Source organism: Nevskia ramosa DSM 11499 (genome assembly GCF_000420645.1).
Taxonomy (GTDB): Bacteria; Pseudomonadota; Gammaproteobacteria; order Nevskiales; family Nevskiaceae; genus Nevskia; species Nevskia ramosa.
The window spans coordinates 100,348-124,176 of the sequence record NZ_ATVI01000006.1; the positions used below are offsets into that span (position 1 = coordinate 100,348).

General features: G+C 65.7%; 21 protein-coding genes. 7 read left to right on the forward strand and 14 right to left on the reverse strand.

The features are described from left to right. Window positions 1–80 precede the first annotated feature (80 nt). From G513_RS21895 to G513_RS21900, 5 genes are all read left to right on the forward strand, one after another. A complete protein-coding gene (locus G513_RS21895; protein WP_022976165.1) occupies window positions 81–2,066 on the forward strand; it encodes a M2 family metallopeptidase in 1,986 nt (661 codons plus the stop codon). A 139-nt stretch (window positions 2,067–2,205) separates the two neighbouring features. Next, the gene (locus G513_RS0107285) at window positions 2,206–3,066 is read left to right on the forward strand and encodes a prepilin peptidase (RefSeq protein ID WP_022976166.1); all 861 of its coding nucleotides are present in this window, start codon (window positions 2,206–2,208) and stop codon (window positions 3,064–3,066) included. After that, the gene (coaE, locus tag G513_RS0107290) at window positions 3,066–3,683 is read left to right on the forward strand and encodes a dephospho-CoA kinase (RefSeq protein WP_022976167.1); all 618 of its coding nucleotides are present in this window, start codon (window positions 3,066–3,068) and stop codon (window positions 3,681–3,683) included. The genes G513_RS0107285 and coaE overlap by 1 nt, the downstream gene beginning before the upstream one ends. Before the next feature lie 70 nt (window positions 3,684–3,753). Beyond that, on the forward strand, window positions 3,754–4,539 hold the full coding sequence (gene zapD / locus G513_RS0107295; RefSeq protein WP_022976168.1) for a cell division protein ZapD: 786 nt from the start codon (window positions 3,754–3,756) through the stop codon (window positions 4,537–4,539). Then, on the forward strand, window positions 4,536–4,724 hold the full coding sequence (locus G513_RS21900) for a DNA gyrase inhibitor YacG (RefSeq protein WP_022976169.1): 189 nt from the start codon (window positions 4,536–4,538) through the stop codon (window positions 4,722–4,724). Before zapD ends, G513_RS21900 begins: the two co-directional genes overlap by 4 nt. Window positions 4,725–4,790: 66 nt before the next feature. Here the strand turns inward: G513_RS21900 and G513_RS0107305 are convergent, their stop codons facing one another. Further along, window positions 4,791–5,729, reverse strand: coding sequence for a Nudix family hydrolase (locus G513_RS0107305; RefSeq protein ID WP_022976170.1), 939 nt, complete (start codon window positions 5,727–5,729; stop codon window positions 4,791–4,793). A 134-nt stretch (window positions 5,730–5,863) separates the two neighbouring features. Between G513_RS0107305 and G513_RS0107310 the strand changes: the two genes are divergently transcribed. Further along, window positions 5,864–6,574, forward strand: coding sequence for a dienelactone hydrolase family protein (locus G513_RS0107310; protein WP_022976171.1), 711 nt, complete (start codon window positions 5,864–5,866; stop codon window positions 6,572–6,574). A 37-nt stretch (window positions 6,575–6,611) separates the two neighbouring features. On the opposite strand, the gene argJ is transcribed toward G513_RS0107310, so the two are convergent. The 3 genes from argJ to G513_RS0107325 all read right to left on the reverse strand — a co-directional run bounded on the left by argJ (window position 6,612) and on the right by G513_RS0107325 (window position 11,635). Beyond that, window positions 6,612–7,832 (reverse strand): bifunctional glutamate N-acetyltransferase/amino-acid acetyltransferase ArgJ, encoded by a 1,221-nt coding sequence (gene argJ / locus G513_RS0107315; RefSeq protein WP_022976172.1) that lies wholly within the window; start codon window positions 7,830–7,832, stop codon window positions 6,612–6,614. 34 nt (window positions 7,833–7,866) lie between these two features. After that, entirely contained in the window at window positions 7,867–10,620 is a 2,754-nt protein-coding gene (gene secA, locus G513_RS0107320) for a preprotein translocase subunit SecA (protein WP_022976173.1), read from the reverse strand. 190 nt (window positions 10,621–10,810) lie between these two features. Further along, window positions 10,811–11,635 carry a M23 family metallopeptidase gene (locus G513_RS0107325; protein WP_245563087.1) on the reverse strand — a complete coding sequence of 275 codons (825 nt, stop codon included), beginning with the start codon at window positions 11,633–11,635 and terminating at the stop codon, window positions 10,811–10,813. A 143-nt stretch (window positions 11,636–11,778) separates the two neighbouring features. On the opposite strand from G513_RS0107325, the gene G513_RS25385 reads away from it, so the two are divergent. After that, window positions 11,779–12,090 (forward strand): DciA family protein, encoded by a 312-nt coding sequence (locus G513_RS25385; RefSeq protein WP_022976175.1) that lies wholly within the window; start codon window positions 11,779–11,781, stop codon window positions 12,088–12,090. A gap of 48 nt (window positions 12,091–12,138) precedes the next feature. Here the strand turns inward: G513_RS25385 and lpxC are convergent, their stop codons facing one another. From lpxC to murD, 10 genes are all read right to left on the reverse strand, one after another. Further along, the gene (gene lpxC, locus G513_RS0107335; RefSeq protein ID WP_022976176.1) at window positions 12,139–13,056 is read right to left on the reverse strand and encodes a UDP-3-O-acyl-N-acetylglucosamine deacetylase; all 918 of its coding nucleotides are present in this window, start codon (window positions 13,054–13,056) and stop codon (window positions 12,139–12,141) included. 254 nt (window positions 13,057–13,310) lie between these two features. Beyond that, window positions 13,311–14,570, reverse strand: coding sequence for a cell division protein FtsZ (gene ftsZ / locus G513_RS0107340; RefSeq protein WP_022976177.1), 1,260 nt, complete (start codon window positions 14,568–14,570; stop codon window positions 13,311–13,313). Window positions 14,571–14,749: 179 nt separating this feature from the next. Continuing rightward, on the reverse strand, window positions 14,750–16,003 hold the full coding sequence (gene ftsA / locus G513_RS0107345; protein ID WP_022976178.1) for a cell division protein FtsA: 1,254 nt from the start codon (window positions 16,001–16,003) through the stop codon (window positions 14,750–14,752). Beyond that, window positions 16,000–16,782 (reverse strand): cell division protein FtsQ/DivIB, encoded by a 783-nt coding sequence (locus G513_RS0107350; RefSeq protein WP_022976179.1) that lies wholly within the window; start codon window positions 16,780–16,782, stop codon window positions 16,000–16,002. The genes ftsA and G513_RS0107350 overlap by 4 nt, the downstream gene beginning before the upstream one ends. Beyond that, window positions 16,782–17,729: a D-alanine--D-alanine ligase gene (locus G513_RS0107355; RefSeq protein ID WP_022976180.1), complete on the reverse strand. Its 948-nt coding sequence runs from the start codon at window positions 17,727–17,729 to the stop codon at window positions 16,782–16,784. The genes G513_RS0107350 and G513_RS0107355 overlap by 1 nt, the downstream gene beginning before the upstream one ends. Further along, window positions 17,722–18,615 (reverse strand): UDP-N-acetylmuramate dehydrogenase, encoded by an 894-nt coding sequence (gene murB, locus G513_RS0107360; RefSeq protein ID WP_156891480.1) that lies wholly within the window; start codon window positions 18,613–18,615, stop codon window positions 17,722–17,724. Before murB ends, G513_RS0107355 begins: the two co-directional genes overlap by 8 nt. A gap of 11 nt (window positions 18,616–18,626) precedes the next feature. Beyond that, window positions 18,627–20,042, reverse strand: coding sequence for a UDP-N-acetylmuramate--L-alanine ligase (gene murC, locus G513_RS0107365; RefSeq protein WP_022976182.1), 1,416 nt, complete (start codon window positions 20,040–20,042; stop codon window positions 18,627–18,629). Then, window positions 20,039–21,118: an undecaprenyldiphospho-muramoylpentapeptide beta-N-acetylglucosaminyltransferase gene (gene murG, locus G513_RS0107370; protein ID WP_022976183.1), complete on the reverse strand. Its 1,080-nt coding sequence runs from the start codon at window positions 21,116–21,118 to the stop codon at window positions 20,039–20,041. Before murG ends, murC begins: the two co-directional genes overlap by 4 nt. Then, window positions 21,115–22,419: a putative lipid II flippase FtsW gene (gene ftsW, locus G513_RS21905; protein ID WP_022976184.1), complete on the reverse strand. Its 1,305-nt coding sequence runs from the start codon at window positions 22,417–22,419 to the stop codon at window positions 21,115–21,117. The genes murG and ftsW overlap by 4 nt, the downstream gene beginning before the upstream one ends. After that, window positions 22,416–23,780, reverse strand: a complete 1,365-nt coding sequence (murD, locus tag G513_RS0107380) for a UDP-N-acetylmuramoyl-L-alanine--D-glutamate ligase (protein ID WP_022976185.1) — start codon at window positions 23,778–23,780, stop codon at window positions 22,416–22,418. Before murD ends, ftsW begins: the two co-directional genes overlap by 4 nt. Between the last annotated feature and the right edge of the window lie 49 nt (window positions 23,781–23,829).

Below are 23,829 nucleotides of genomic sequence, written 5' to 3' on the forward strand. Positions count from 1 at the left end.
CATTCAAACCGTTTCTGGCCAATCGCCATCCAAGCGCATCGGGCGCTGAGCAGCGCCCCGCACCAATCCGGGAGAACCTGATGCTTCGTCTGACCCCTTCATCGGCCCTGTGGGCCAGCCTCGCCGCCAGCGCCGCGCTGAGCCTTGCCGCCTGCGGTGACAAAACCGCCGCACCCGCGGCCGAAGCCAAGTCGGCGCCCACTGCGGCGCAGGCCGATGCTTTCGTCGCCGACTTCAACAAGCAGTTCAAGGCGCTCGGCAAGTACGTGGCCTCGGCGCAATGGCTGCAGTCGACCTACATCACCGACGATTCGCAGATGATCGCCTCGCGCGCCGGCGAGCAGGCGCTGGAGTTCAGCTACAACGAAGGCCAGGCCGCCAAGCCGTTCTATGTGCTCAAGGATCTGTCGCCGGTCACCGAGCGATCGCTGCAGCTGATCCGCATCAGTTCCGTATCACCGAGCAAGGCCGAGGACCGCACTGCGCTGGCCGCCGTGCTGTCGGACATGGAAGCCAATTACGGCAAGGGCCAGTGGTGCCGCAAGAGCGCCGCCGGCAACGATGAATGCCTGTCGCTGCCGGAAGTCGAAAAGATCGTCAACAACGTCGAATTGAAGAACAGCCCGGCGCAGATCGCCGAAGCCTGGGCCGGCTGGCACGCCACTGCCAAGCCGATCCGCGACGATTACCAGAACTTCGTCGGTCTCTACAACGGCGCCGCCAAGGAATCCGGCTATGCCGATGCCGGCGAGTGGTGGCGCGGCGGCTACGACATGAGCCCGGCGGATTTCTCCGCCGAGACCGAACGTCTCTGGGGCCAGGTGAAGCCGCTGTACGACGCGCTGCACTGCCACGTGCGCAACAAGCTCAACGAGAAATACGGCGACAGCGTCGTTGCCAAGGACGGCCTGATCCCGGCCCATCTGCTCGGCAACATGTGGGCGCAGCAGTGGGGCAATCTCTATCCGCTGGTCGAGCCATACAAGGGCGTCTCCGATCTCGATGTCAGCGCTTCTCTGCAAGCGCAGCGCAAGACCGAGTACCAGACGCTGCTCGCGGCGTTCAAGGGCAAGCCGACGCCGGTCGACCTCGCCGAACTTGAGCACAAGGCCGACGCCCAGTTCGCGGTGAAGATGGCAAAGGTCGCCGAGGACTTCTACACCTCGCTCGGCATGCCGAAGCTGCCGGAATCGTTCTGGCAGAAGTCGATGCTGGTCAAGCCGCGTGATCGTGATGTGGTCTGCCACGCCTCGGCCTGGCCGATGGATGGCGAGAGCGATGTGCGGATCAAGGAGTGCATCGTGCCGGACGAGGAATCGCTGACCACGATCCACCACGAGCTCGGCCACATCTATTACTACCTGATGTACAAGGACCAGCCGCCGATCTTCCAGAACGGCGCGCACGATGGCTTCCACGAAGCGATCGGCGACACCGTGACCTTGTCGCTGACGCCGGAACACCTGAAGAAGATCGGCCTGGTCAAGGATGTGAAGACCGACGAGAAGGCGGTGATCAATTCGCAGATGAAGCTGGCGCTCGACAAGATCGTGTTCCTGCCCTGGGGCAAGCTCGTCGATCAATGGCGCTGGAAGGTGTTCTCCGGCGAAGTGCAGCCGGCCGACTACAACAAGGCCTGGTGGAAGCTGCGCGAGGAATATCAGGGCGTGGCACCGCCGATGGCGCGCAGCGAGGAAGATTTCGATCCGGGCGCGAAGTACCACATTCCCGGCAACACCCCGTACACGCGCTACTTCCTGAGCTTCGTCGTGCAGTTCCAGTTCCACAAGGCGCTGTGCGAAGCGGCTGGCTTCAAGGGCCCGCTGCATGACTGCGACATCTACGGCAACAAGGCCGCCGGCGAGAAGTTCATGGCCATGCTCCGTGAAGGTCAGAGCAAGCCCTGGCCGGAAACCCTGGAAAAGCTTACCGGCACCAGGCAGATGGATGCCTCGGCGATCCTCGAATACTTCGCGCCGCTGAAGGCTTATCTGGAACAGCAGAACGCCGGCAAGAACTGCGGCTGGACGGCACCGGCGGATCCGCTGGCGGCGGCGACCCGCTAGGCGTAGCTCGGGCTGGTGGCTGGTTCAGGTCGGCGGCGCCCATCCGCTGGCCTGAACCGCTCTGCCGACGGACTGCGCCGGTGGCGGGCTAGCGGTTACGATCAGCGCCGCTCCTTTTCGCCAAAGCCAACCGCTGCGCATGACCGCCCTGATCGACGCGCTTGCCAATGACCCGCTGTTCCTCGGCATCACCACGACCCTGCTGGGCCTGGTGGTCGGCAGCTTCCTCAATGTGGTGATCCTGCGACTGCCGCGGATGCTCGAAGCCGACTGGCAGACCGAGGCCCGCGAGCTGCTGGACCTCGCGCCGGTCGAGGCACCGAAGCTGTCGTTGACCCAGCCGCCATCACGCTGCCCTGGCTGCGGCAGCGCGATCCGCGCCTGGCAGAACATTCCGATTGTCAGCTGGCTGCTGCTGCGCGGCCGTTGCGCGAGCTGCAAGACCGGCATCTCGATCCAGTACCCGCTGGTGGAACTGGCCTCGGCGCTGATGTCGGCGGTCTGCGTCTGGCGTTTCGGCTGGTCGCCGCAACTGGCGGCGGCACTGGTATTGACCTGGACCTTGATCGCGCTGACCGTGATCGATCTGCGCGAAACCATCCTCCCCGACAACATGACCCTGCCGCTGATGTGGCTGGGCCTGGGCTTGAGCACGGTGCCGGTGTTCGTCGACATGTCGGCCAGCATCTGGGGCGCGATCGTCGGCTACCTGAGCCTGTGGTCGATCTATCACCTGTTCCGGATCATCACCGGCAAGCACGGCATGGGCTATGGCGATTTCAAGCTGATGGCCGGCCTCGGCGCCTGGTTCGGCGCGATGTCGCTACCGATCCTGCTGCTGCTGTCGTCCGCCGTCGGTGCCGTGATCGGCATCGGCCTGATCGTGTTTCGCGGCCATGATCGCAACGTGCCAATCCCGTTCGGGCCTTACATCGCTGGCGCCGGCTGGCTGATGCTGATCTGGGGTGACGCGATCAGCGGCGTCACCGGAGTGCGCTGATGAGCAGCCTCACGATCGGCCTGACCGGCGGCATCGCCAGCGGCAAGACCCATGTCGCCAACCTGTTCATCAAGCTGGGCGTGCCGCTGCTCGAAGCCGACGAGGTCGCCCGCGAAGTGGTCGCGCCGCCATCGCCGGCGTTGGCCGAAATCGCGACGACGTTTGGTGCCGACATGCTGAATGCCGACGGCACGCTGAACCGCCGGGCGTTGCGCGACGTCGTGTTCGCCGATCCGGCCGCGCTGAAGCGTCTCGAAGTGATCACCCATCCGGCGATCCGCGCGCGCGTCACTGCCTGGCGTGCCGCGCAGACCGCGCCGTACTGCATCTATTCGGCGGCGATCCTGATCGAGGCCGGCATGGCGGCGCTGGTCGACCGGGTGCTGGTGGTCGATGCGCCGGAGGACGTGCAGCTGCGCCGGCTGACGGCGCGTGACGGTTCGGACGAGGCTCAGGCTCGGCAGATGATCGCCACTCAGGCCAGTCGCAGCCTGCGTCTGGGCCGTGCCGACGATGTCATCGACAACCGCGACGAGACACGCAGCGTCGAGGCGCAAGTCGCCCGGCTGCATCGTCACTACACGAGCCTTGATTCGGCTCGCCGCGCTGCACCGTAATTGACCGTCCATGTTTGCCGCACCGGATGTTGCGGGGCACAATGCCCGACACGCGCGCAACCGGGATGCAATGGACCGTACTGCCGAATGGGTCTGTTTCGAGCAGCCGCTGAACGAGCGGACGCGGTCCCTGCTGCGTCTGGAGTTCCTGTTCGCCGAATACGCGCACTGCGGCAGCGACACCACCGCCTGGGGCATTCGCGCCGGCCTGCAGACGCTCCTCGATATCCTGTCGGTGATTGGCCGCAGTGATCTGCGCACCGAGCTGATCCGCGATCTCACCGAGCAGCGCAGCCTGCTGAACCGCTTTCGTACCCGCCCTGAACTGGACCGCGCCCGGCTCGATGCCGTGCTCGCCGAAATCACCGCCGTGCTGACCAGCCTGCACAACTCCGGCGTTCATCCGTCGACGGTGCTGCGCGAGAATGAATTCCTGTTCGCGGTGATGAACCGCAGCGGCATTCCCGGCGGCACCTGCATGTTCGATCTGCCGGCCTTCCACCGCTGGCTGGCGCGGCCGTACGCGAACACCGAGCGTGACCTGTCGCGCTGGTTCTCGATCCTCAAGCCGTATCAGGTGGCGATCGGCCTGTACCTGCGCCTGCTGCGTGATTCCACCGCCAGCAGCGAGCAGATCGCCCAGGGCGGCGTCTACCTGCATGTGCCGACCGGCGTATTTCCGCTGCTCCGGGTCCATGTGCCGCCGGACAGCGATGTCTATCCGGAAATCAGCGCCGGCAAGCACCGGTTCTCGTTCCGCTTCATGCGCCTGGGCGACGTCAACCAGCGCAACGTGCAGACCGCCGAAGACATCGTCTTCCATCTTCAGTGCTGCACCCTGAACGGCCAGGAATGAGCGCCAATACCAAGGCGGACGCCATCCGCATCGCCCGTTGCCCGCAGTGCGGCGCCTCCAGTCGCCTCGACGAGCGCAACCCCTCGCGCCCGTTCTGCAGCGAACGCTGCAAGCTGCTCGACCTCGGCGCCTGGTTCGATGGTCGGCATGCGATCTCGACAGCGCCCGATCCTGAAGGCGACTAGATCGTAGGGCGGCCCGCGGCCGCCCTGCTCGGTTCGGACGAAAAGGACGGCGGCCGTGGGTCGCCTCTACCTCGGCCAGTACGTGCTGATCGCCGCGATGCCCTGCGCGCCAGCGCGGAGGGCATCGAACAGATCGCCGGGCGACAAGCCCCCCAGCGCATAGACCGGCAAGCCGACCACGCCGCGTCGCTCGGCAAAACCGGCCCAGCCGATGCCCTCTGCGTCTGGATGAGTGACGGTCGGGAACACCGGTCCCAGCACGGCGAAATCGGCACCGACGATCTGGGCGACACGCAGTTGCTCGGCGCTGTGCACCGAAGCGCCGAACCACAGTTCGGGTGCGACCGGCCTGGCGCCGTAGCGCATCAACGCAGCCCCGGTTGCATGCCAGCCATCGGCCCCGATCGCGGCAACCATTGCCGGATCACGATCGAGGATCAGCTTCAGCCCCGCAGCCTGACAGGCGGGCAGCAAGGCCGTCGCCAGCGCGGCATAGGCGCGATCTGCGAGCCCTGGTAGCCGCAGCCGCAACAAGGCGCCGCGCGGCAACCGGGTGAGCTGGGTCAGCAACTCGATCAAGGTCGCGTCCGGACGAGTGAACACATAGTGCTGCGGCAGGCGCAGCGCCGTGACGATCGGCGTCACCGTCGGCAACAGATCCAGATCGTCGAGCTGATCGAGCCGGCGCCAGGCGAACGCCTGCTGCTCTCGGGATTGCGGCGCGCCATCCCAGCCGTCGACCAGCCAGGTGTCGAGCAATACCTGGCGATCGCTGTAGTCGTGGCGGAAGCGCAGCAACGGCCGGGCGGAGGTGATGCCGACGCCAAGTTCCTCATGCAGTTCGCGCTTCAGCGCTGCCAGCGCGGTTTCGCCCGGCTCGATCTTGCCGCCGGGAAATTCCCACTTGCCGGCGGCGATCTTGCCGGCCGGACGCTGGGCGATCAGCAGCCGGCCTTCGCCGTCGATCAGCACGCCGCAGGCGACATCGATCAGCGGTGTCGTCATCGGCGGCTCGCCAGCCGCTGCGGCCTGCAGTCACAATCGCGCCGGCAGGCTTCGACGCGCCTCGGAAACAGGCGCGCGCGGATCGTCATTGCATTCATCTCGTCATCCACATCCCGTTCAGGAGAGTCACCGGCATGGCCATCGTTACCCGCAGAGTTGATTACCAGGATCAAGGCGTCGCACTGCGCGGCCGCGTCTATTTCGATGACAGCCTCGGGCCGCGTCCGGCAGTGCTGGTCAGCCACGCCTGGGGCGGTCGCAACAGCTTCAGCAACGGCCAGGCCGAAAAGCTCGCCAAGCTCGGCTATGTCGGCTTCGCACTGGACATGTACGGCGTCGGCGTCACCGGCGAAACGGTACAGGAATGCAGCGCGCTGATGACGCCCTTCATGGAAGATCGGGCGATGCTGACGCGGCGTATCAAGCTCGCCGTCGCCACGGTGCAGGCGCTGCCTGAGGTCGATGCCACGCGCATCGCCGCGATCGGCTTCTGCTTCGGCGGCCTCTGCGTGCTCGATCTCGCCCGCAGCGGCGCAGATGTGCGCGGCGTGGTCAGCTTCCACGGCTTGCTGAAGGGCAACGGCCTGCCGGCCGAGAAGATCACCGCCAAGGCGCTGGTGCTGCATGGCGATGCCGATCCCCTGGCGCCGTTCGAGGACGTGATCGCTTTCCGCGACGAGTTCAACGCCGCCGGCAACGACTGGCAGCTGCATATCTACGGCAAGACCCTGCATGCGTTCTCGATGCCCGGCGCGAACATGCCCGGTACAGCCGCCTACGACGCGGTGGCCGAGGCGCGGTCGATGAAGTCGATGCAGGATTTCCTGGCCGAAGTGCTGGCCTGAGATCAGCAGCCTCGCCGCGTAATGCGCGCGGCGAGGTTCAGGTCCGATATTCGGCGTTGATCTTGACGTAGTCGTAGCTGAAGTCGCAGGTCCAGACCCGGGTCGTCGCGGTGCCACGACCAAGGCCGACTCTGATCGTGAACTCCGGCTTGGCGACCACGGCCGAACCGAGTTCCTCGCGGTACGAAGGATGTGGTTCGCCGCCGTCGAGCAAGCGCACGTCGTCGAGCCAGAGATCGACCTTGCCTGGATCGAGGCCGGGCACGCCGGCCTTGCCGATCGCCATCGCCAGTCGGCCCCAGTTGGCGTCGCCGGCGAACATCGCGGTCTTCACCAACGGCGAGTGGGCGATCGAATACGCCACCAGCCGCGCTTCGTCGACGGTGCCGCCGCCTTCGACATCGACGGTGATGAAGCGCGTCGCGCCTTCACCATCGCGGACGATCGCCTGGGCGAGTTCGATGCAGACTTCGGTGACCGCTGCCGCGATCAGCGGGTAATCGGCGTGATCGGTATCGACATCGCTGCTGCCGACCTGGGCCGTCGCGAACAGCAGGCAGGAGTCGTTGGTCGAGGTATCACCGTCGACGGTGGCGCTGTTGAACGAGGCCGCGACCGCGTGCTGGATCAGGGTCTGCGTCGCTTCGGCCGTCAGCCGCGCATCGGTACCGATGTAGGCCAGCAGGGTCGCCATGTTCGGATAGATCATGCCGACGCCCTTGGCGATGCCGGTGACCGTGACCGGCCCCTGCGAGGTCGCGACAGTGCGCGTCGCGCCCTTCGGGATCGTGTCGGTGGTCATGATCGCGCGCGCGGCGGCGTTCCAGCCGTCAGCCTGCAGATTCGCGGCGGCCCTCGGAATCGCCTCGATCATCCGTGACACCGGCAGTTGCTGGCCGATCACACCGGTCGAGAACGGCAGTACCTGGGACGGCTCGCAAGCAATCGCCGCAGCCACCGCAGCAGCGGTTTCACGCGCGTTGGCGAGCCCCTGAGTACCGGTCGCAGCATTGGCGTTGCCGGCATTGATCAGCAGCGCACGGATGTTCTGACTGACCGCCAGCCGCTCGCGGCAGACCTGCACCGGCGCAGCACAGAACGCGTTCTGCGTGAACATGCCCGCGGCGCGAGTGCCCGGTGCCAGCTCGATGATCAGCAGATCCTGCCGGCCCGGCTTCTTGATCGCCGCTTCCGCGGAACCCAGGCGGGCACCGGCGATCGGCGTCAGCGGTCCCGGTTCATTCAGATTGACGGCCATGCCGCGAATTCCTTGTTCTTGCGAGCCTCGCGGCTCAGACCAGCGCCCCGTGGCACTGCTTGAACTTCTTGCCCGAGCCGCAGGGGCAAGGATCGTTGCGGCCGACTTTCGGCATGTCGCGGACGAAAGCTTCTGGACGTTCGGCTGACGTCGGCGGGCTCAGGCTTCGGCCTTCGCCAGAGGCAACCGGCTCGATCGCCGCGGCATCGGCTTCGATGACCGACTGGGCATCGGCATGCTGGAACTCCATCGGCGGTGCGGCGGCGCGACGCGCTTCTTCAAGCGCATGCACCTCGTCCTCGGTGAGGATCTGGATGCGGGCCAGGCGCGATACCACTTCATGTTTGAAGCGCGCCAGCATGTCGTTGAACATGGTGAACGCTTCGCGCTTGTACTCCTGCTTCGGGTCCTTCTGCGCATAGCCGCGCAGATGGATGCCGAGCCGCAGATAGTCCATCGCCGCCAGATGCTCGCGCCAGAAGGTATCGAGCACGCGCAGCAGGGTTTCGCGCTCGAAGGACTCCAGTACGGTGCCGCCGATCTTCGCCTTCTTGTCGGCGTAGGTCGTCGACAGGATCTCGCCGATCTTTTCCTTGATCTTCCGGTCGTCAAGCTGAGGGTCTTCCTCAGCCCACTGGCGGATCGGCAGCACGGTGCCGAAATCCTTGCGCAGCGCTTCTTCCAGCGCTTCGAGGTTCCACATCTCCTCGGGACTCTGCGGCGGCACGTGCACGGCGACCACGGCGGTGACCACGTCGGTGCGGATGTCGTCGATCATCGGCGTCACCACAGCGGCGCCCATCAGCTCGTCGCGCAGCTCGTAGATCGCCTTGCGCTGGTCGTTGGCGACGTTGTCGTACTCGAGCAGGTTCTTGCGAATATCGAAGTTGTGCGCTTCCACCTTGCGCTGCGCGGTCTCGATCGAGCGCGTCACCATCTTCGCTTCCAGCGCTTCGCCTTCCTGCATGCCGAGGCGCTGCAGCAGGCCGCGCATCGACGGCGGCGCGAAGATGCGCATCAGCGTGTCATCGAGCGACAGATAGAAGCGGGTGGCGCCCGGATCGCCCTGGCGGCCGGAACGGCCACGCAGCTGGTTGTCGATACGGCGGGATTCGTGGCGCTCGGAGCCGATCACGTACAAGCCACCGCTGGCGACGACCGCCGCATGGCGCTCCTTCCAAGCCGCCTTGGCGACTTCGCGGACATTGCTGTCGTCTTCCGGCAGCGCGTGCAGCTCGGCTTCCAGCGAACCGCCGAGCACGATGTCGGTGCCGCGGCCCGCCATGTTGGTGGCGATGGTCACCGCACCGGGGCGACCGGCCTGGGCGACGATCTCAGCTTCGCGCTCGTGCTGCTTGGCGTTCAGCACTTCGTGGACGATGCCCTTCTGGGTCAGCAGATTGGCCAGCAGCTCGGAGGTCTCGATGCTCGCGGTGCCGACCAGGATCGGCTGGCCCTTGGCATGCACCTCTTCGATGTCCTTGATCACCGCATCGAACTTGCCCTTGGCGCTGATGTAGATCAGATCGCCGCGGTCATCGCGCACCATCGCCCGGTTGGTCGGGATGACGATGACTTCGAGGTTGTAGATGTTCTGGAATTCGAAGGCTTCGGTATCCGCGGTGCCGGTCATACCGGACAGCTTCGAATAGAGCCTGAAGTAGTTCTGGAAGGTGATCGAGGCCAGGGTCTGGCTTTCCTGCTGGATCGCCACGCCTTCCTTTGCTTCGACGGCCTGATGCAGACCGTCCGACCAGCGCCGGCCGGACATCATGCGGCCGGTGAACTCGTCGATGATGATCACCTGATTGCCGCGGACGATGTACTCGACGTCCTTCTTGTACAGCTGGTGCGCGCGCAGCAGCGCGTTCAGATGGTGAACGAGCACGATGCGGCTGGCGTCGTACAGGCTTTCGTCCTCACCGAGCAGGCCCGCTTCGCGCAGCAGGTCTTCCATGCGCTCGTGTCCGAGTTCGGACAGATGCACCTGCTTGCCCTTCTCGTCGACGTGGAAATCGCCTTCCAGATCTTCCTCGGTCTTCTGCCGGGTCAGCTTCGGGATCAGCGCATTGAGCTTGCGCCACAACTCGGGATCATCGTCGGTCGGGCCGGAGATGATCAGCGGCGTGCGCGCTTCGTCGATCAGGATCGAGTCGACTTCGTCGATCACCGCGTAGTTCAGGCCGCGCTGCACTTTCTCGTCGAGCGAGAAGGCCATGTTGTCGCGCAGATAATCGAAGCCGAATTCGTTGTTCTGGCCGTAGGTGATGTCGGCCTGATAGGCAGCGCGCTTCTCCTCGTTCTCCTGACCGGAGACGACGACACCGACGCTCATGCCGAGGAAGCGGAAGATGCGGCCCATCCACTCGGAATCGCGCCGGGCGAGATAGTCATTGACGGTGACGACGTGCACGCCCTTGCCGCTCAAGGCATTGAGATAAGTCGGCAGGGTGGCGACGAGGGTCTTGCCTTCGCCGGTGCGCATTTCGGCGATCTTGCCTTCGTGCAGCGCGGCGCCGCCGATCAGCTGCACGTCGAAGTGCCGCATGTTCATCACGCGGCGGCCGGCTTCGCGGACCACGGCAAAGGCATCGGCACGCAGCTCGTCGAGCGTTTCGCCTTTCGCCAGCCGCTCGCGGAGCACCACGGTCTGCTGGCTCAGCTCCTCGTCGGACATCGCCTGGTACTTCGGCTCCAGCGCGTTGACGGCGCTGACGACGCTGGACAGACGACGGACGTTGCGTTGATTGCGGCTGCCGAAAATGCGCGCCAGAAAATTGTTGAACATGGATTCCGTAGTCTGGAAACGGCACGAGCCTGGACCCGTCCGGGGCGGACAGGGCAGCAATTATGCCTCAGGGGCTGGCTGCGATCGTCCGGGATGCAACGGTCAGGGCGATGACAGTCAGCCCTGCGAAGCATTGGCGCGACGGGGCGGCTTTCAATAGCTGCGCCCCATTTCCTGTAGATGCAACCGATCAGTGCGTCGCGTCGAGGTACTGACCCGGGTTGACGACGTTGCCGTTCATGACCAGTTCGAAGTGCACATGCGGTCCGGTCGAGCGGCCCGTCGAACCGATCAGCGCGATCGGCTGACCCTTGAGTACGCGGTCGCCGATCTTCACCAGCAACTTCGAATTGTGGCCGTAACGGGTGCGATAACCGTTGCCGTGATTGATCTCGATCAACTCGCCGTAACCATTCGCGGTAGCCGCTTCGGTGACGATGCCGCTAGCCACGGCGTGAACCTGCGAGCCTTCGGCCGCTGCGAAATCGATGCCCGGATGGGTGGTCCGCAGGCCGGTGAACGGATCGGTGCGGCTGCCGTAGCCGGAGGTGATGTAGCCCGAATCGATCGGCCATCCGGACGGCTTGATCTCGCGCTCCAGGCGGCTGGCAAGCAGCAAATCTTCCAGCACGCGCATCTGCCGTTCGCGGTCACCGAGCGTCTTCTGCAGGCGATCGAGCGAACCGATCACGTCTTCGAGCATCGCCGGTGTACCGGAAGCCTCGGTCTCCGGGCCGCCGACTGCGGGCGCACGGTCAAAACTGAATTCGGAAGAATCGATATTGGCGATCTGGGTCATTCGTGTGCCGGCAGCATCGAGTCGGATCACGTGCGCTTGCAACAGGGCGATACGGCGCGCCAGCGCCTTGGCATCTTCTTCGGCCTTGGCCTTGACCTGGGCCAGCTCGTCACGCTGCTGGGAAAACTCGGTACTCCAGACACCGGCGATGCGCTTCGGCAGCAGGCCACGATCGGACTGAAGGTTCATGCCGGCGACGAAGGTCAGACCCAGCACGCCAATCGCTATTGCTGCCAGTGGCAGCCAACCCCAAACCCGACGCGCCTCCAGGCGCAGTCGCCAGGTCCGACCCCGGCTATGGCTTACGACGATAATATCCATGCAACGCTTCACCCACGATTACGGCGGCAAACCATCCCATGCACGCTGACGATGACCGCCTCGGCGCACACCTGGTCCATCCTGACTCTCCGGTACAGGGCCTGCTGAGACAGGCGAGCCGTCTCGAAGGCATCCAGAAGATGCTTCGTGACTGGGCGCGCGAGCCGCTGGCGAGTTCCCTGCGAATTGCCAATGAACGGGAGGGTGTGGTGGTCGTTTATGTCGACTCCGCCGCTGCTCACACCCAACTCCGTTACCGCCAGCAAGAAATGCTTCAACTCCTGCGTAACGGCCTCGGCAACCCTTCCTTGAGTCTTGAAATCAAGATGCGACCTGCATCACAGGGATGAAGGTTGGACCGAGTCTAAGCGCCGCATGACGAACGGTGCAAGCGGGCTTCAGGCGAGAACGGGGCTCGAACTACCGTAAAAACCGCTCGCCTTGTCGCCAACGTCGTCGAAAATCACTTCTTCCCACGCTGCCGGCTGGGCGAGCAAGGCACGCGCCAGCTTGTTGTTCAGCGCATGCCCGGACTTGAACGCGGTGTAGCTGGCCAGCAGCGGACGGCCGAGAAGATAGAGATCGCCGACGGCATCAAGGATCTTGTGACGAACGAATTCGTCGTCGTAGCGCAGGCCATCCTGGTTCAGCACCCGGAACTCGTCGACCGCCACCGCGTTCTCGAGGCTGGCGCCGAGAGCCAGACGGCGTGAACGCAGAAACTCGAATTCGCGCATGAAACCGAAGGTACGTGCCCGGCTCACTTCGCGGATGTAGGCACCGGTCGAGAACTCCACCGACGCGCTCTGCGCCGTCGAATTGATCAGCGGGTGATCGAACTCGATGTTGAAGGTCAGGCGAAAACCGTTGTAAGGCTCGAGCCTCGCCCATTTGTCGCCGTCGCTGACCTGCACCGAAGACTTCAGACGGATGAACCGCTTCGGTGCATCCTGCTCGACGATGCCGGCTGACTGCATCAGGAACACGAACGGGCTGGCGCTGCCATCCATGATCGGCACTTCCGCGGCCGACAACTCGACCAGGCAGTTGTCGATGCCGAGACCGGCAAGCGAAGACATCAGATGCTCGACGGTGGCGACCTTGACGCCGTCCTCGATCAGATTCGACGACAGCGTGGTTTCGCCGATGCCCTGCGCCGTGGCGCGGACTTCACGCGGCGGATCGAGATCGGTGCGGCGAAACAGGATGCCGCTGTCCGGCGCTGCCGGCAGCAGCGCCATGTAGACCTTCTGACCGCTGTGCAAGCCGATGCCGCTGACGCGGACAGCGGAGCGAAGGGTACGTTGGCGGATCATTGACGGCGTCCGGATGGGTCGCCCGCGTGAGTCGCGGGTCGGAAAAGGATTGCTGCTCTGACCAGGATTTTAACATCGAGTTCCGGTCACGATCGCAGTGCAACATTTGTCTGCTCGTCCGGCCGCTGACGCTGCGGCAAATGACGGCGACGAAGGCAGTACGGCACGCGACTGGGCGAAGGTCGCGCGCCGCCTTTCAGCGACGAAGACGCAGGCTGACCGGGCGAAGGGCCAGCCTCAGGTTGATCTACCTCTCAGTCGGCCTGCGCGCGCAGGAAAGCCGGAATGTCGAGCATTTCCTCGTTGTAATCGAGCGCCGCAAACGCCGGATTGACGCCCGGACGCGCATTGCGCACCGGCGCGGCATTCGTCGATTCGTGCAGGCGCGGCGCCCAGCTCGGCTCGGTCTGCTGACGCAGCGCGGTCACCACACCACCACGGCTACCGAGACCTTCGGTGCCGAGCGGCGCGCCGCTGGCGCGCAGACGGGTCGAAAGCTGTTCCTGCGGCACCGCCTTGAGCGCGACGCGCGAACCTTCGAGGCCGGTGGCGACGACGGTGACGCGCAGTTCGCCGCCCAGGGTCGGATCGAACGAGGTGCCGCACTTGATGTCGGCTTCGCCGGACGCGATCTCGCCGATGCGATCGTTGATCAGTTCCAGTTCGTCGAGGGTCAGCGACTCGTCGCTGGTGATGTTGACCAGGATGCCGCGGGCGCCGGTCAGTTCCAGATCATCGAGCAACGGGCTGGACAGTGCGGCTTCGACGGCCTTGCGGGCGCGGTCTTCGCCGCTGGCAGCGCCGAGACCCATCATCGCCATGCCGCGATTGGTCATCACCGTCTTCACGTCGGCGAAATCGACATTCATCATGCCCGGACGGGTGATCAGGTCGGAAATGCCCTGCACCGCGTTCTGCAGCACGTCGTTGGCGGCCTTGAAGCCGGACAGCAGGGTGACCGCGCCGCCGAGGACGAGACGCAGCTTCTCGTTCGGAATCATGATCAGCGAGTCGACATGCTGCTGCAGCTGCAAGATGCCTTCCTGCGCGATCGCCATGCGCTTCTTGCCTTCATGCGGGAACGGCTTGGTGACCACGGCCACGGTCAGGATGCCGAGTTCACGGGCGATCTCGGCGATCACCGGCGCAGCGCCGGTGCCGGTACCACCCCCCATGCCGGCAGTGATGAACAGCAGATCGGTGCCTTCCAGCATTTCGCGAATGCGGTCGCGATCTTCCTCGGCAGCCTCGCGGCCGACCTTCGGATTGGAGCCGGCACCGAGGCCGCGCGTCACTTCTGCGCCGATCTGCAGCTGCAGCGTCGGCCGGCACTTCTCGAGATGGTCCCGATCGGTGTTGGCGACGATGAACTCGACGCCGTCGATGTTTGCCGCAGCCATCTGGTTGACCGTGTTGCAACCGCCGCCGCCGACACCGATGACGCGGATGACCGCGCGCGGCGTGACGCCGTCGACCAGTTCATACAGCTCGTTGGATTGCTTGCTTCCGCCCATGTTTTTCTCCGTCATTCGTCAATGTTGCCACGCTGGAACCGCAGATGAAGCCTTGTTTCTGCCGCCGCCCATCAAATCGTCATTCGCTACTGATTTACTGCTGGTTTTTCTGCCGCCTCGGCCACTTTTCCATCGCAACGCTCAGGCCGGATCGCGCAAACAACCCGGCTCGAATCCATTCACAGATTTCCCTTGAACCAGCCCTTCATCCGGCTGATCAACTGGCCGGCATCGCTGCCGCCCAGACGGCGCATGCCGCCGCCGCTGCCGCCACCGCTGAACGGGCGCTGCTGGCGCGCGAACAGCAGCAGGCCGACGCCGGTCGAATAGGCCGGCGAGCGCGAAACTTCCTCGATGCCGGACACGTCTTGCGGCAGACCGAGGCGCACGCCGACTTCCAGCACTTCCTCGGCCAGCTCGAGAATTCCCGGCGTCTGCGCCACGCCACCGGTGAGCACCACGCCGCCGGCGATCAGTTCGTAGACGTCGGCCCGATGCAGTTCCTTGCGTACGTAGCGGAACAGTTCCTCGAAGCGCGGCCGCATCACCTCGGCGAGCATCTGCCGCGACAGATGCCGGGTCGGCGATTCGCCGACACCGGGCACGTCGATCGGCGCGTCGTGCGCCACCAGTTCCGGCAGCGCACAGCCGTACTTCAGCTTGATCGCTTCGGCATGCTGGGCCGGCGTGCGGAAAGCCACCGCGATATCGCTGGTGACCAGATCGCCGGCAATCGGGATCACCGCCGTGTGGCGGATCGAACCGCCCTTGAACACGGCGATGTCGCAGGTGCCGCCGCCAATGTCGACAAGGCAGATACCCAGGTCGCGCTCGTCCGCCGAAAGCACCGCGTCGGCCGACGCCAGATGCTGCAGCACCAGACGCTCGACGGTCAGGCCGCAGCGCTCGACGCACTTGTAGAGGTTCTGCGCGGCAGACAAGGTGCCGGTGACCATGTGCACCTTGGCTTCCAGGCGCACACCGCTCATGCCGATCGGATCCTGGATACCTTCCTGGCCATCGACCACGTATTCCTGCGGCACCACATGCAGGATCTGCTGATCGGCTGGGATCGCCATCGCGCTCGCCGCTTCGATCACGGCGTCGACATCGCGCGCGGTGATCTCGCGGTGGCGAATCGGCACCACGCCGACTGAGTTCAGCGAACGGATATGGGTGCCGGTGATGCCGACGTGCGCCGCACGGACGCGGCAATTCGCCATCAGCTCGGCGGCTTCGACGGCGCGGCGGATCGAGTCGACGGTGTTGTCGATATTGATCACCACACCCTTCTTCAGGCCGCGGGTCGGCGCGACGCCGAGGCCGACGACCTGGACGACGCCGTTGGCGCCCACTTCACCGATCATCGCGGCGACCTTGGAGGTGCCGACATCGAGGCTGACGAGATACTCCGGCTTTCTGTTCTTGTTCATGGCTTCCTGCTCACGGTGGGTGCACGGCCGCCGGTTGGTGGCGCAATGCCATCCTTCCAGCCCACCGAAAATCCATTTGAATAACGAAGATCGATGTAAGCGACCTTCTCCAGCTGATGAGCCAGGGTCGTGCTGACCGCGCCGAGAATCAGCGGCAGCCTTTCGCGCGGATCGCCCTGACCCAGGCGCAGTTCGATGCCGACGGCATTGCTCATCCGCCATTCGCCACGCGCATCCAGCGCCAGCCCGCTCGGCGCGAAGGCGCTGCCGGACAGACGCAGGCGCAGATCGTCGAACACGGCTGCGGCCTCGGCTTCATGGCCTGGGGGCGCCGACAGCAGCGGCAGGCTCTGAGGAATTTCGTCGGCGCTCGGCGCGAAGATCTGACTGTTGCTGTCGATCATCCGGCCCTCGCCCCAGCGTGCATACGGCACACGCTCGACCACTTTCACCGCCAGCACGTCCGGCCATACACGGCTGACGCGCGCCGAGGCCACCCACGGCAGCGCTTCGACATGCTCGCGCAGGGTCTCGAGATCGGCATCGAACAGGCGCAGGTTGAGCCCGGCATCCACCGCGATCGCGATATCGACCGGGCTCAGCCGGTTCAGCGCACCATCGACCCGCAGCGCCGTCACCGGGCGATTGACCAGCGGCGCGACCATCGTCCACAGCAGCATCAGCAACGCCACGGTGGCGGCCGTTGCCAGCACGCCGAGCACCGGACGCGGCAGGCTTGGGGTTGCGATCGACGGCGAACGCAGGCTCGTCGCGCTCATCAGGCGGCGCCTCCATCTTGGTGCAGCGTGGTTTCGAGAATGGCCCAGCAGAGGGCGTCGTAATCCATGCCGACGGCTCGCGCGGCCATGGGCACCAGGCTGTGCGAGGTCATGCCTGGCAGGGTGTTCACTTCGAGCAGCCAGGGCGCGCCGTTGGCGTCCATCATGAAGTCGACCCGGCCCCAGCCGCGGCCGCCGATCGCTTCGAAAGCCTGGGCGCAGATCGCCTGCAGTTCCTGCTCGTGGGTCGGTACCAGATCGGTCGGGCAGATGTAGCGGGTGTCGTCGGAGATGTACTTCGAGTGGTAGTCGTAGAACTCGCCGGCCGGCTCGATGCGGATCACCGGCAGCGGCTCGCCATCGAGCATCGCGCAGGTGTATTCGCCGCCGGCGATGAACGCTTCGGCCATCACCACGCGGCCCTCGCCGAGCGCGTCGACGTATGCAGCCTCGACCTGCCCCTTCTCCTTGACCTTCGACACGCCCACCGACGAACCATCGGCCGCCGGCTTGATGATGAACGGGTAGCCGAAGCGTTCGGCCGCGGCATGCGCGTCAGCCACGCTGCCGAGAATCCGCCAGTCCGGCGTCGGCAGGCGCTCGGCCTTCCAGATCCGCTTGGTGCGCAGCTTGTCCATCGCCAGCGCCGAAGCCAGCACGCCGGAACCCGGATACGGAATGCCGTGCAGATCGAGCACCGCCTGCACGGTGCCGTCTTCGCCGCCGGTGCCGTGCAGCACGCTGAACGCGCGATCGACGCCGAGCTTCGGCAGCGTCAACAGCGCTTCGCGATCGGCATCGACGCCGATCGCATCGATGCCCAGCCGCTTCAGGGCCGCGAGCACGCCTTCGCCGGACCACAGCGAGACCTGGCGTTCGGCGGACCAGCCGCCCATCAGCACGGCCACCTTGCCGAAGTCCTTGGGATTGCTGGTGCGCTTACGCATCGACGTTCTCCCCGACGACGCGAACTTCGGGATGCAGCTCGATGCCGGTTTTCAGCTTCACGGTGGTGCGGACGTGCTCGATCAGGGCTTCGACGTCGGCGGCGCAAGCGCCCTCCTCGGTCAGGATGAAATTGGCGTGCTGCTGCGAGACGTGCGCGCCGCCAATGCGATGGTTTTTCAGGCCGCAGCTTTCGATCAGCCGCGCAGCGTGATCGCCGGGCGGATTGCGGAAAGTGCTGCCGGCACTCGGCTTGCCGACCGGCTGCGTCGCCTTGCGCTGGGCCAGCGAGTCGCGGGTTGCCGCGGCATAGCGGCCATCGACGTCGGCCGTCACCTTGAAACGCGCGGCCAGGAAGCCCAGGAAATCAGCTGGCGGCACGACCGTGCGATAGCCGATCTCGAACGCCGACGGCGTCAGCGACACGATGCTGCCGTCGCGCATCAGCACATCGACTTCGGCGACCGTCGGCCAGGTCTCTCCGCCCCAGGCACCGGCGTTCATCGCCAGCGCGCCACCAACGGTGCCGGGAATGCCGGCCATGTAGCCGAGCCCGGCCAGCTGCTGGCGCTCGGCGAACTTCGCCAACCGTGCGCAGTGCACCCCGGCTTCGGCGTAGACCTGTCCAGCCTCGTCCCGCGTCAGTTCATCGAGCGCGCCATGCAGCGCGATCACCGTGCCACGGAAGCCGCCATCGCGCACCAGCAGGTTCGAGCCGAGGCCGAGCCACAGCACCGGCTCGTTCGCCGGCAGCGCGCGGACAAACGCGACGAGATCGGCACGATCGGCCGGCTCGAAATAACGATCCGCCGGACCACCGACTCGCCAGCTGGTATGCCGCGACAGCGGCTCGCCGGCATGCAGCAGGCCGCGAATCTGGACGGGCATCGGCTCGCGCATCACTGGGCTGCCTCCCAGGTACTGGCCAGCAAACCCGCGAGGCCACCGATGTCACCAGCGCCCACAGTCAGCAGCACATCGCCGTCATGAAGCATCGAAGCCAGCGCGTCCGGCGCTTCGGCAACGGTGCGAACGAACACCGGCTCGACCTTGCCGCGCGCGCGGATACCGCGCGCCAGCGCACGGCCATCGGCATCCGGCAGCGGGGCTTCGCCAGCGGCGTAGACCTCGGTCAGCAGCAGCGCATCGGTTTCGGTCAGCACCGCGCAGAAATCGTCGAACAGATCGCGCGTGCGGCTGTAGCGGTGCGGCTGGAAGGCGACGACCAGACGGCGGCCCGGGTAGGCGCCGCGAATCGCGTCGAAGGTCACCTTCAGCTCGCGCGGGTGATGACCGTAGTCGTCGACCAGGCGCACGGTGGCGTCGCCGATCGTCCAGTCGCCATGCGATTCGCAGCGGCGGCCAACGCCTTCGAATTCGGACAGCGCCTTGCGCATCGCCTCGAAACTCACACCGAGTTCGCGCGCCACGGCAATCGCGGCGAGCGCGTTCAGCACGTTGTGGCGGCCCGGCAGATTCAGATGCATCGGCTCGATCGAGCCGTCGGCCAGCACGACATCGAAGTGGGCGCCGCTGGCTTCGAAGCGGATGTTCGCTGCGCGCAGATCGGCCGGTTCGTCGATGCCGTAGGTCAGCACCGGGCGGCCGATCTCTTCGATAATGTCGCGCACTTCGGCGTCGTCGGCGCAGAGCACCGCGAGGCCGTAGAACGGCAGGCGCTGCAGGAATTCGATGAAGGTGGCGCGCAGGCGGCGGAAGTCACCGCCGTAGGTTTCCAGGTGATCGGCGTCGATGTTGGTGACGATCGCGATCATCGGCGTCAGATGCAGGAAGCTGGCATCGCTCTCGTCGGCCTCGGCGACCAGATAGGTGCCGCCGCCGAGCTTGGCGTTGGTGCCGGCGCTCTTCAGCTTGCCGCCGATCACATAGGTCGGATCGAGACCGCCCTCGGCGAGCACGCTGGCAACCAGGCTGGTGGTCGTGGTCTTGCCGTGGGTGCCGGCGACGGCGACGCCGTAGCGGAAGCGCATCAGCTCGGCGAGCATTTCGGCGCGGCGAACCACCGGAATGCGCGCGGCGCGCGCGGCGACCAGTTCAGGGTTGTCGGCCTTGATCGCCGTCGAGATCACCACGACGTCGACGGTGTCGACTCGCGCCGCGTCATGGCCGTAGGCGATCACCGCGCCGAACGAGATCAGACGCCTGGTCGCAGCACTTTCCTTCAGATCCGAACCGGAGACCTGATAGCCGAGATTGAGCAGCACTTCAGCGATGCCAGCCATGCCGGAGCCGCCGATGCCGAGCAGATGGATGCGCCGGATACGGCGCATCGGCTGGGTGCCGAGCGTGGTCATTTTGCGCCTCCCGCTTCAAGGCACAGATCGGCAATACGCTCGTCGGCAGCGCCCCAGGCAGCGGTGCGCGCAGCCGTCGCCATCTCGACCAGGCGGGCGCGATCGCCGAGCAGCGCACGCAGCGTTTCGGCCAGATGCAAAGGACACAGCTCGGCTTCCGCGATCATCTGCGCAGCACCCGCGTGCACCAGGTATTCACCGTTGCGAGTCTGGTGATCGTCGACCGCATGCGGAAACGGCACCAGCAGCGCAGCACTGCCGGCAGCAGCGAGTTCGGCGATCGTCGAGGCGCCGGAGCGGCAGATGACCAGATCGGCCCAGTCGTAGGCGGCCGGCATGTCGTCAATGAACGCGGTCACGTCGCCATCGACACCGGCCTTGGCGTAGGCGGCCTTGGCGATGTCCAGCGTCCGGCCGGCCTGATGGCGGACCTGCGGACGCGGCCCTTCCGGCAGCAGCGCGAGTGCGGCCGGCACCAGTTCGTTCAGGGCCCGCGCGCCCTGACTGCCGCCGAGCACCAGCAGGCGCGGCACCACATCGTGCGCGGTCAATCGCGCCGCGGGCGACGCCAGTTCCACAAAGCCGGTGCGCACCGGATTGCCGACCGTGATCGCGTCCTTGAAACCGAGCTTTTCGAAGGTATCCGGGAACGCTTGCAGCACCTTCGACGCGATCCGCGCCAGCAGGCGATTGGTCAGGCCCGGCGCGGCATTCTGTTCGTGGATCACCAGCGGTCGGCCAGACAGCCAGGCCGCGAGCCCGCCCGGACCAGCGGCAAATCCGCCCATGCCGAGCACCATGTTCGGCCGCACGCGACGCAGCACCTTGATGGCATCGAGCATCGCCCGCGCCAGAGTCAGCGGCGCGGTCAGCAGCTTGATCACGCCCTTGCCGCGCAGACCCTTGACCCGCACCAGTTCCATGACGATGCCGTGCTGCGGGACCACGCGCGCTTCGAAGCTGTCCGGCGTACCCATCCACACCACTTCATGGCCGCGATGCATCAGCACCTTGGCGACGGCCAGTGCCGGGTAGACGTGGCCTCCGGTTCCTCCGGCGCAGATCATGATTTTCATGAGCGCGCCCTCTTCGACGAGTTCGCACTGGCATCCCTGCCGCGACCGAGCCAATTTCCCCAGCGCCGGCCCAGCCATCCATGGCTGGTCGCAAGCGAGGTCCGCGAGACATGCTCGCGAAGCGACCTCGCTTGCCCTGGATGCCCGGCCTGAAGAAAGCGATTCTCGTAATCGACCCGCAGCACCAGCGCGACCATCACGCAGACGGTGATCAGGCTCGAACCGCCGTAGCTCATGAACGGCAGGGTCAAGCCCTTGGTCGGCAGGGCGCCCATGTTGACGCCGAGGTTGATCAGCGTCTGCAGGCCGAACCAGCCGGACAGGCCGTAGCAGAGATAGGCGCTGAAGCGGTTGTTGAGCCGTTCGGCCGTCTGGCCGATCACGAAGCCGCGCCAGACCACGGTCGCGAACAGGCCCATCAACACCAGCACGCCGAACAGGCCGAATTCTTCGGCGAGGATCGCGAAGATGAAATCGGTATGCATCTCGGGCAGGTACAGCAGCTTCTGCAGGCTGTTGCCGAGGCCGACGCCGAACCACTCGCCGCGGCCGACCGCGATCAGGGACTGGGCCAGCTGAAAGTTCTCGTCGCGCGCGCCCATGTCCGGGTTGGCGAAGCTCAGCAGGCGACGCACGCGATACGGCGCGGCAACCGCCAACATCGCCAGCACACCGGCCACGCCGCCGCCGATCAGCAGCATGTCGCGCAGCCGCGCGCCGCCGATGAACAGCATCAGCAGCGCCACCGCCATCAGGATCGCGGTGGCGCCGAAATCGCGTTCGAGGATCAGCAGACCGCCGACGATCGCCAGCGGAATGAATGGCGCGATCAGGCCCATCGTCGTCGAGCGGAGCGGCACCTGGCGGCGAACGATGTAGCCGGCGAGATAGACGATCACTGCCAGCCGCGCCGGTTCGGACACCTGGAGCAGGAACGGGCCGATCGAGATCCAGCGCCGCGCACCATTGCGGACGATGCCGATGCCCGGCACCAGCACCAGCACCAGCAGGAACAGCGCCAGCGCCAGCAGCAGCGGCCCGACCTGTTCCCAGGATTTCATCGGCACCACGAAGGCCAGCGCACCGGCGCTGATGCCCATCGCGACGAACATCAGCTGGCGCTGGAAGTAATACATCGTCGACGCATCGGCCATGCGCTCGGACACCGCGACCGAAGCCGAAGCGACCATCACCAGCCCCCAGGAGATCAGGATCGTCACCGCCAGGCACAGGCCGGTATCGAGGCCATAGCGGGCCGGCGAAATGCGGAACGGCAGGTTGCCTTGCTGGGTGGCGCTCATGTGACGAGCCCCGGCACCTGTTCGCGGGCCAACTCGCGGACCAATTCGCGAAAACGGCTGCCGCGTTCTTCGTAGTTCTTGAACTGATCGAGGCTGGCGCAGGCCGGCGACAGCAGCACGCGATCGCCATGACGGGCAATGGTCCGTGCTTCGGCGACGGCAGCCGCAAGGTCATCGACCCGCTTCACTTCGATCCGGCCGCCGAGGTCCTTCTGGATCGCGGCGGCGTCCTGTCCGAACAGGATCGCGGCTCGTGCCTTCTCGGCCAGCGGCGCGCGCAGCGCAGAGAAATCCTGGCCCTTGCCCTGCCCGCCGGCGATCCAGACCAGTGGCCCCTGCAGACCCTGCAATGCCGCCAGCGTGGCGCCGACATTGGTGCCCTTGGAATCGTTGATCCAGGACACGCCGTCGAGATCGGCAACCCATTCGCAGCGATGGGCCAGCCCGGGAAAGCTGAACAGTGCCGAGAAGATGCCGACTTCGTTCAAGCCTGCCGCTTCGGCAAGCGCGAACGCGGCGAGCGCATTGACGGCGTTGTGCTGGCCTTCGATCTTCAGGCTGGCGAGCGGGAACAGCGGCGTGTCGCCGCGTGCGGCCCAGGGCTCGCCGTCGTGCTGGATCAGGCCGTAATGGCCCTTGCCCGGTACGTCCGGGCCGAAGCTGATGACGCGCCGCGCGGTATGCGCGCCGGTATGCGTGGAGCGGTCATCGCGATTGACGATCGCGGTCTGGGCATGCGCGTAGATGCGCGCCTTGGCGGCCGTATAGCGCTCGATCGAGCCGTGGCGGTCGAGATGGTCCGGCGAGATGTTCAGCACCGTCGCCGCGGCCAGCTTCAGGGTTTCGGTGGTTTCCAGCTGGAAGCTCGACAGCTCGAGCACATAGAGCTGCCGGGCATCATCGAGCAGGTCCAGCGCCGGCGTGCCGAGGTTGCCGCCGACGCCGACATTGACGCCGGCCTCGCGCGCCATCGCGCCGACCAGTTCGGTGACCGTGCTCTTGCCGTTCGAGCCGGTGATGCCGATCACCGGCGTATCGCCGACCGCGCGGGCGAACAGTTCGATGTCGCCGATCAGTTCGATCTTGGCGGCACGCAAGCGAGCGATGAACGGATCATCGAGCGGCACGCCGGGCGAGACCACCGCGAAGGCGAACTGTGACAGCGGCTCGGGCGCTGCGAAGGCACCGAGCTTCAGCACCGCGCCCGGTGCCAGCTCCAGCAGTTCGTCGACACCGGCCGGCGTCGCTCGCGAATCGGTCAGCGCCAGAGTCGCGCCTTCGCGCGCCAGGTAGCGGACCGTCGAGCTACCGCTCTTGCCGAGGCCGACGACCAGGATGAACTGATTGGCGTAACGGCCCATCACCGCGCCCCCGGGAGCGTCGAATCGCCAGCGACGGTCGTGCTGGCGG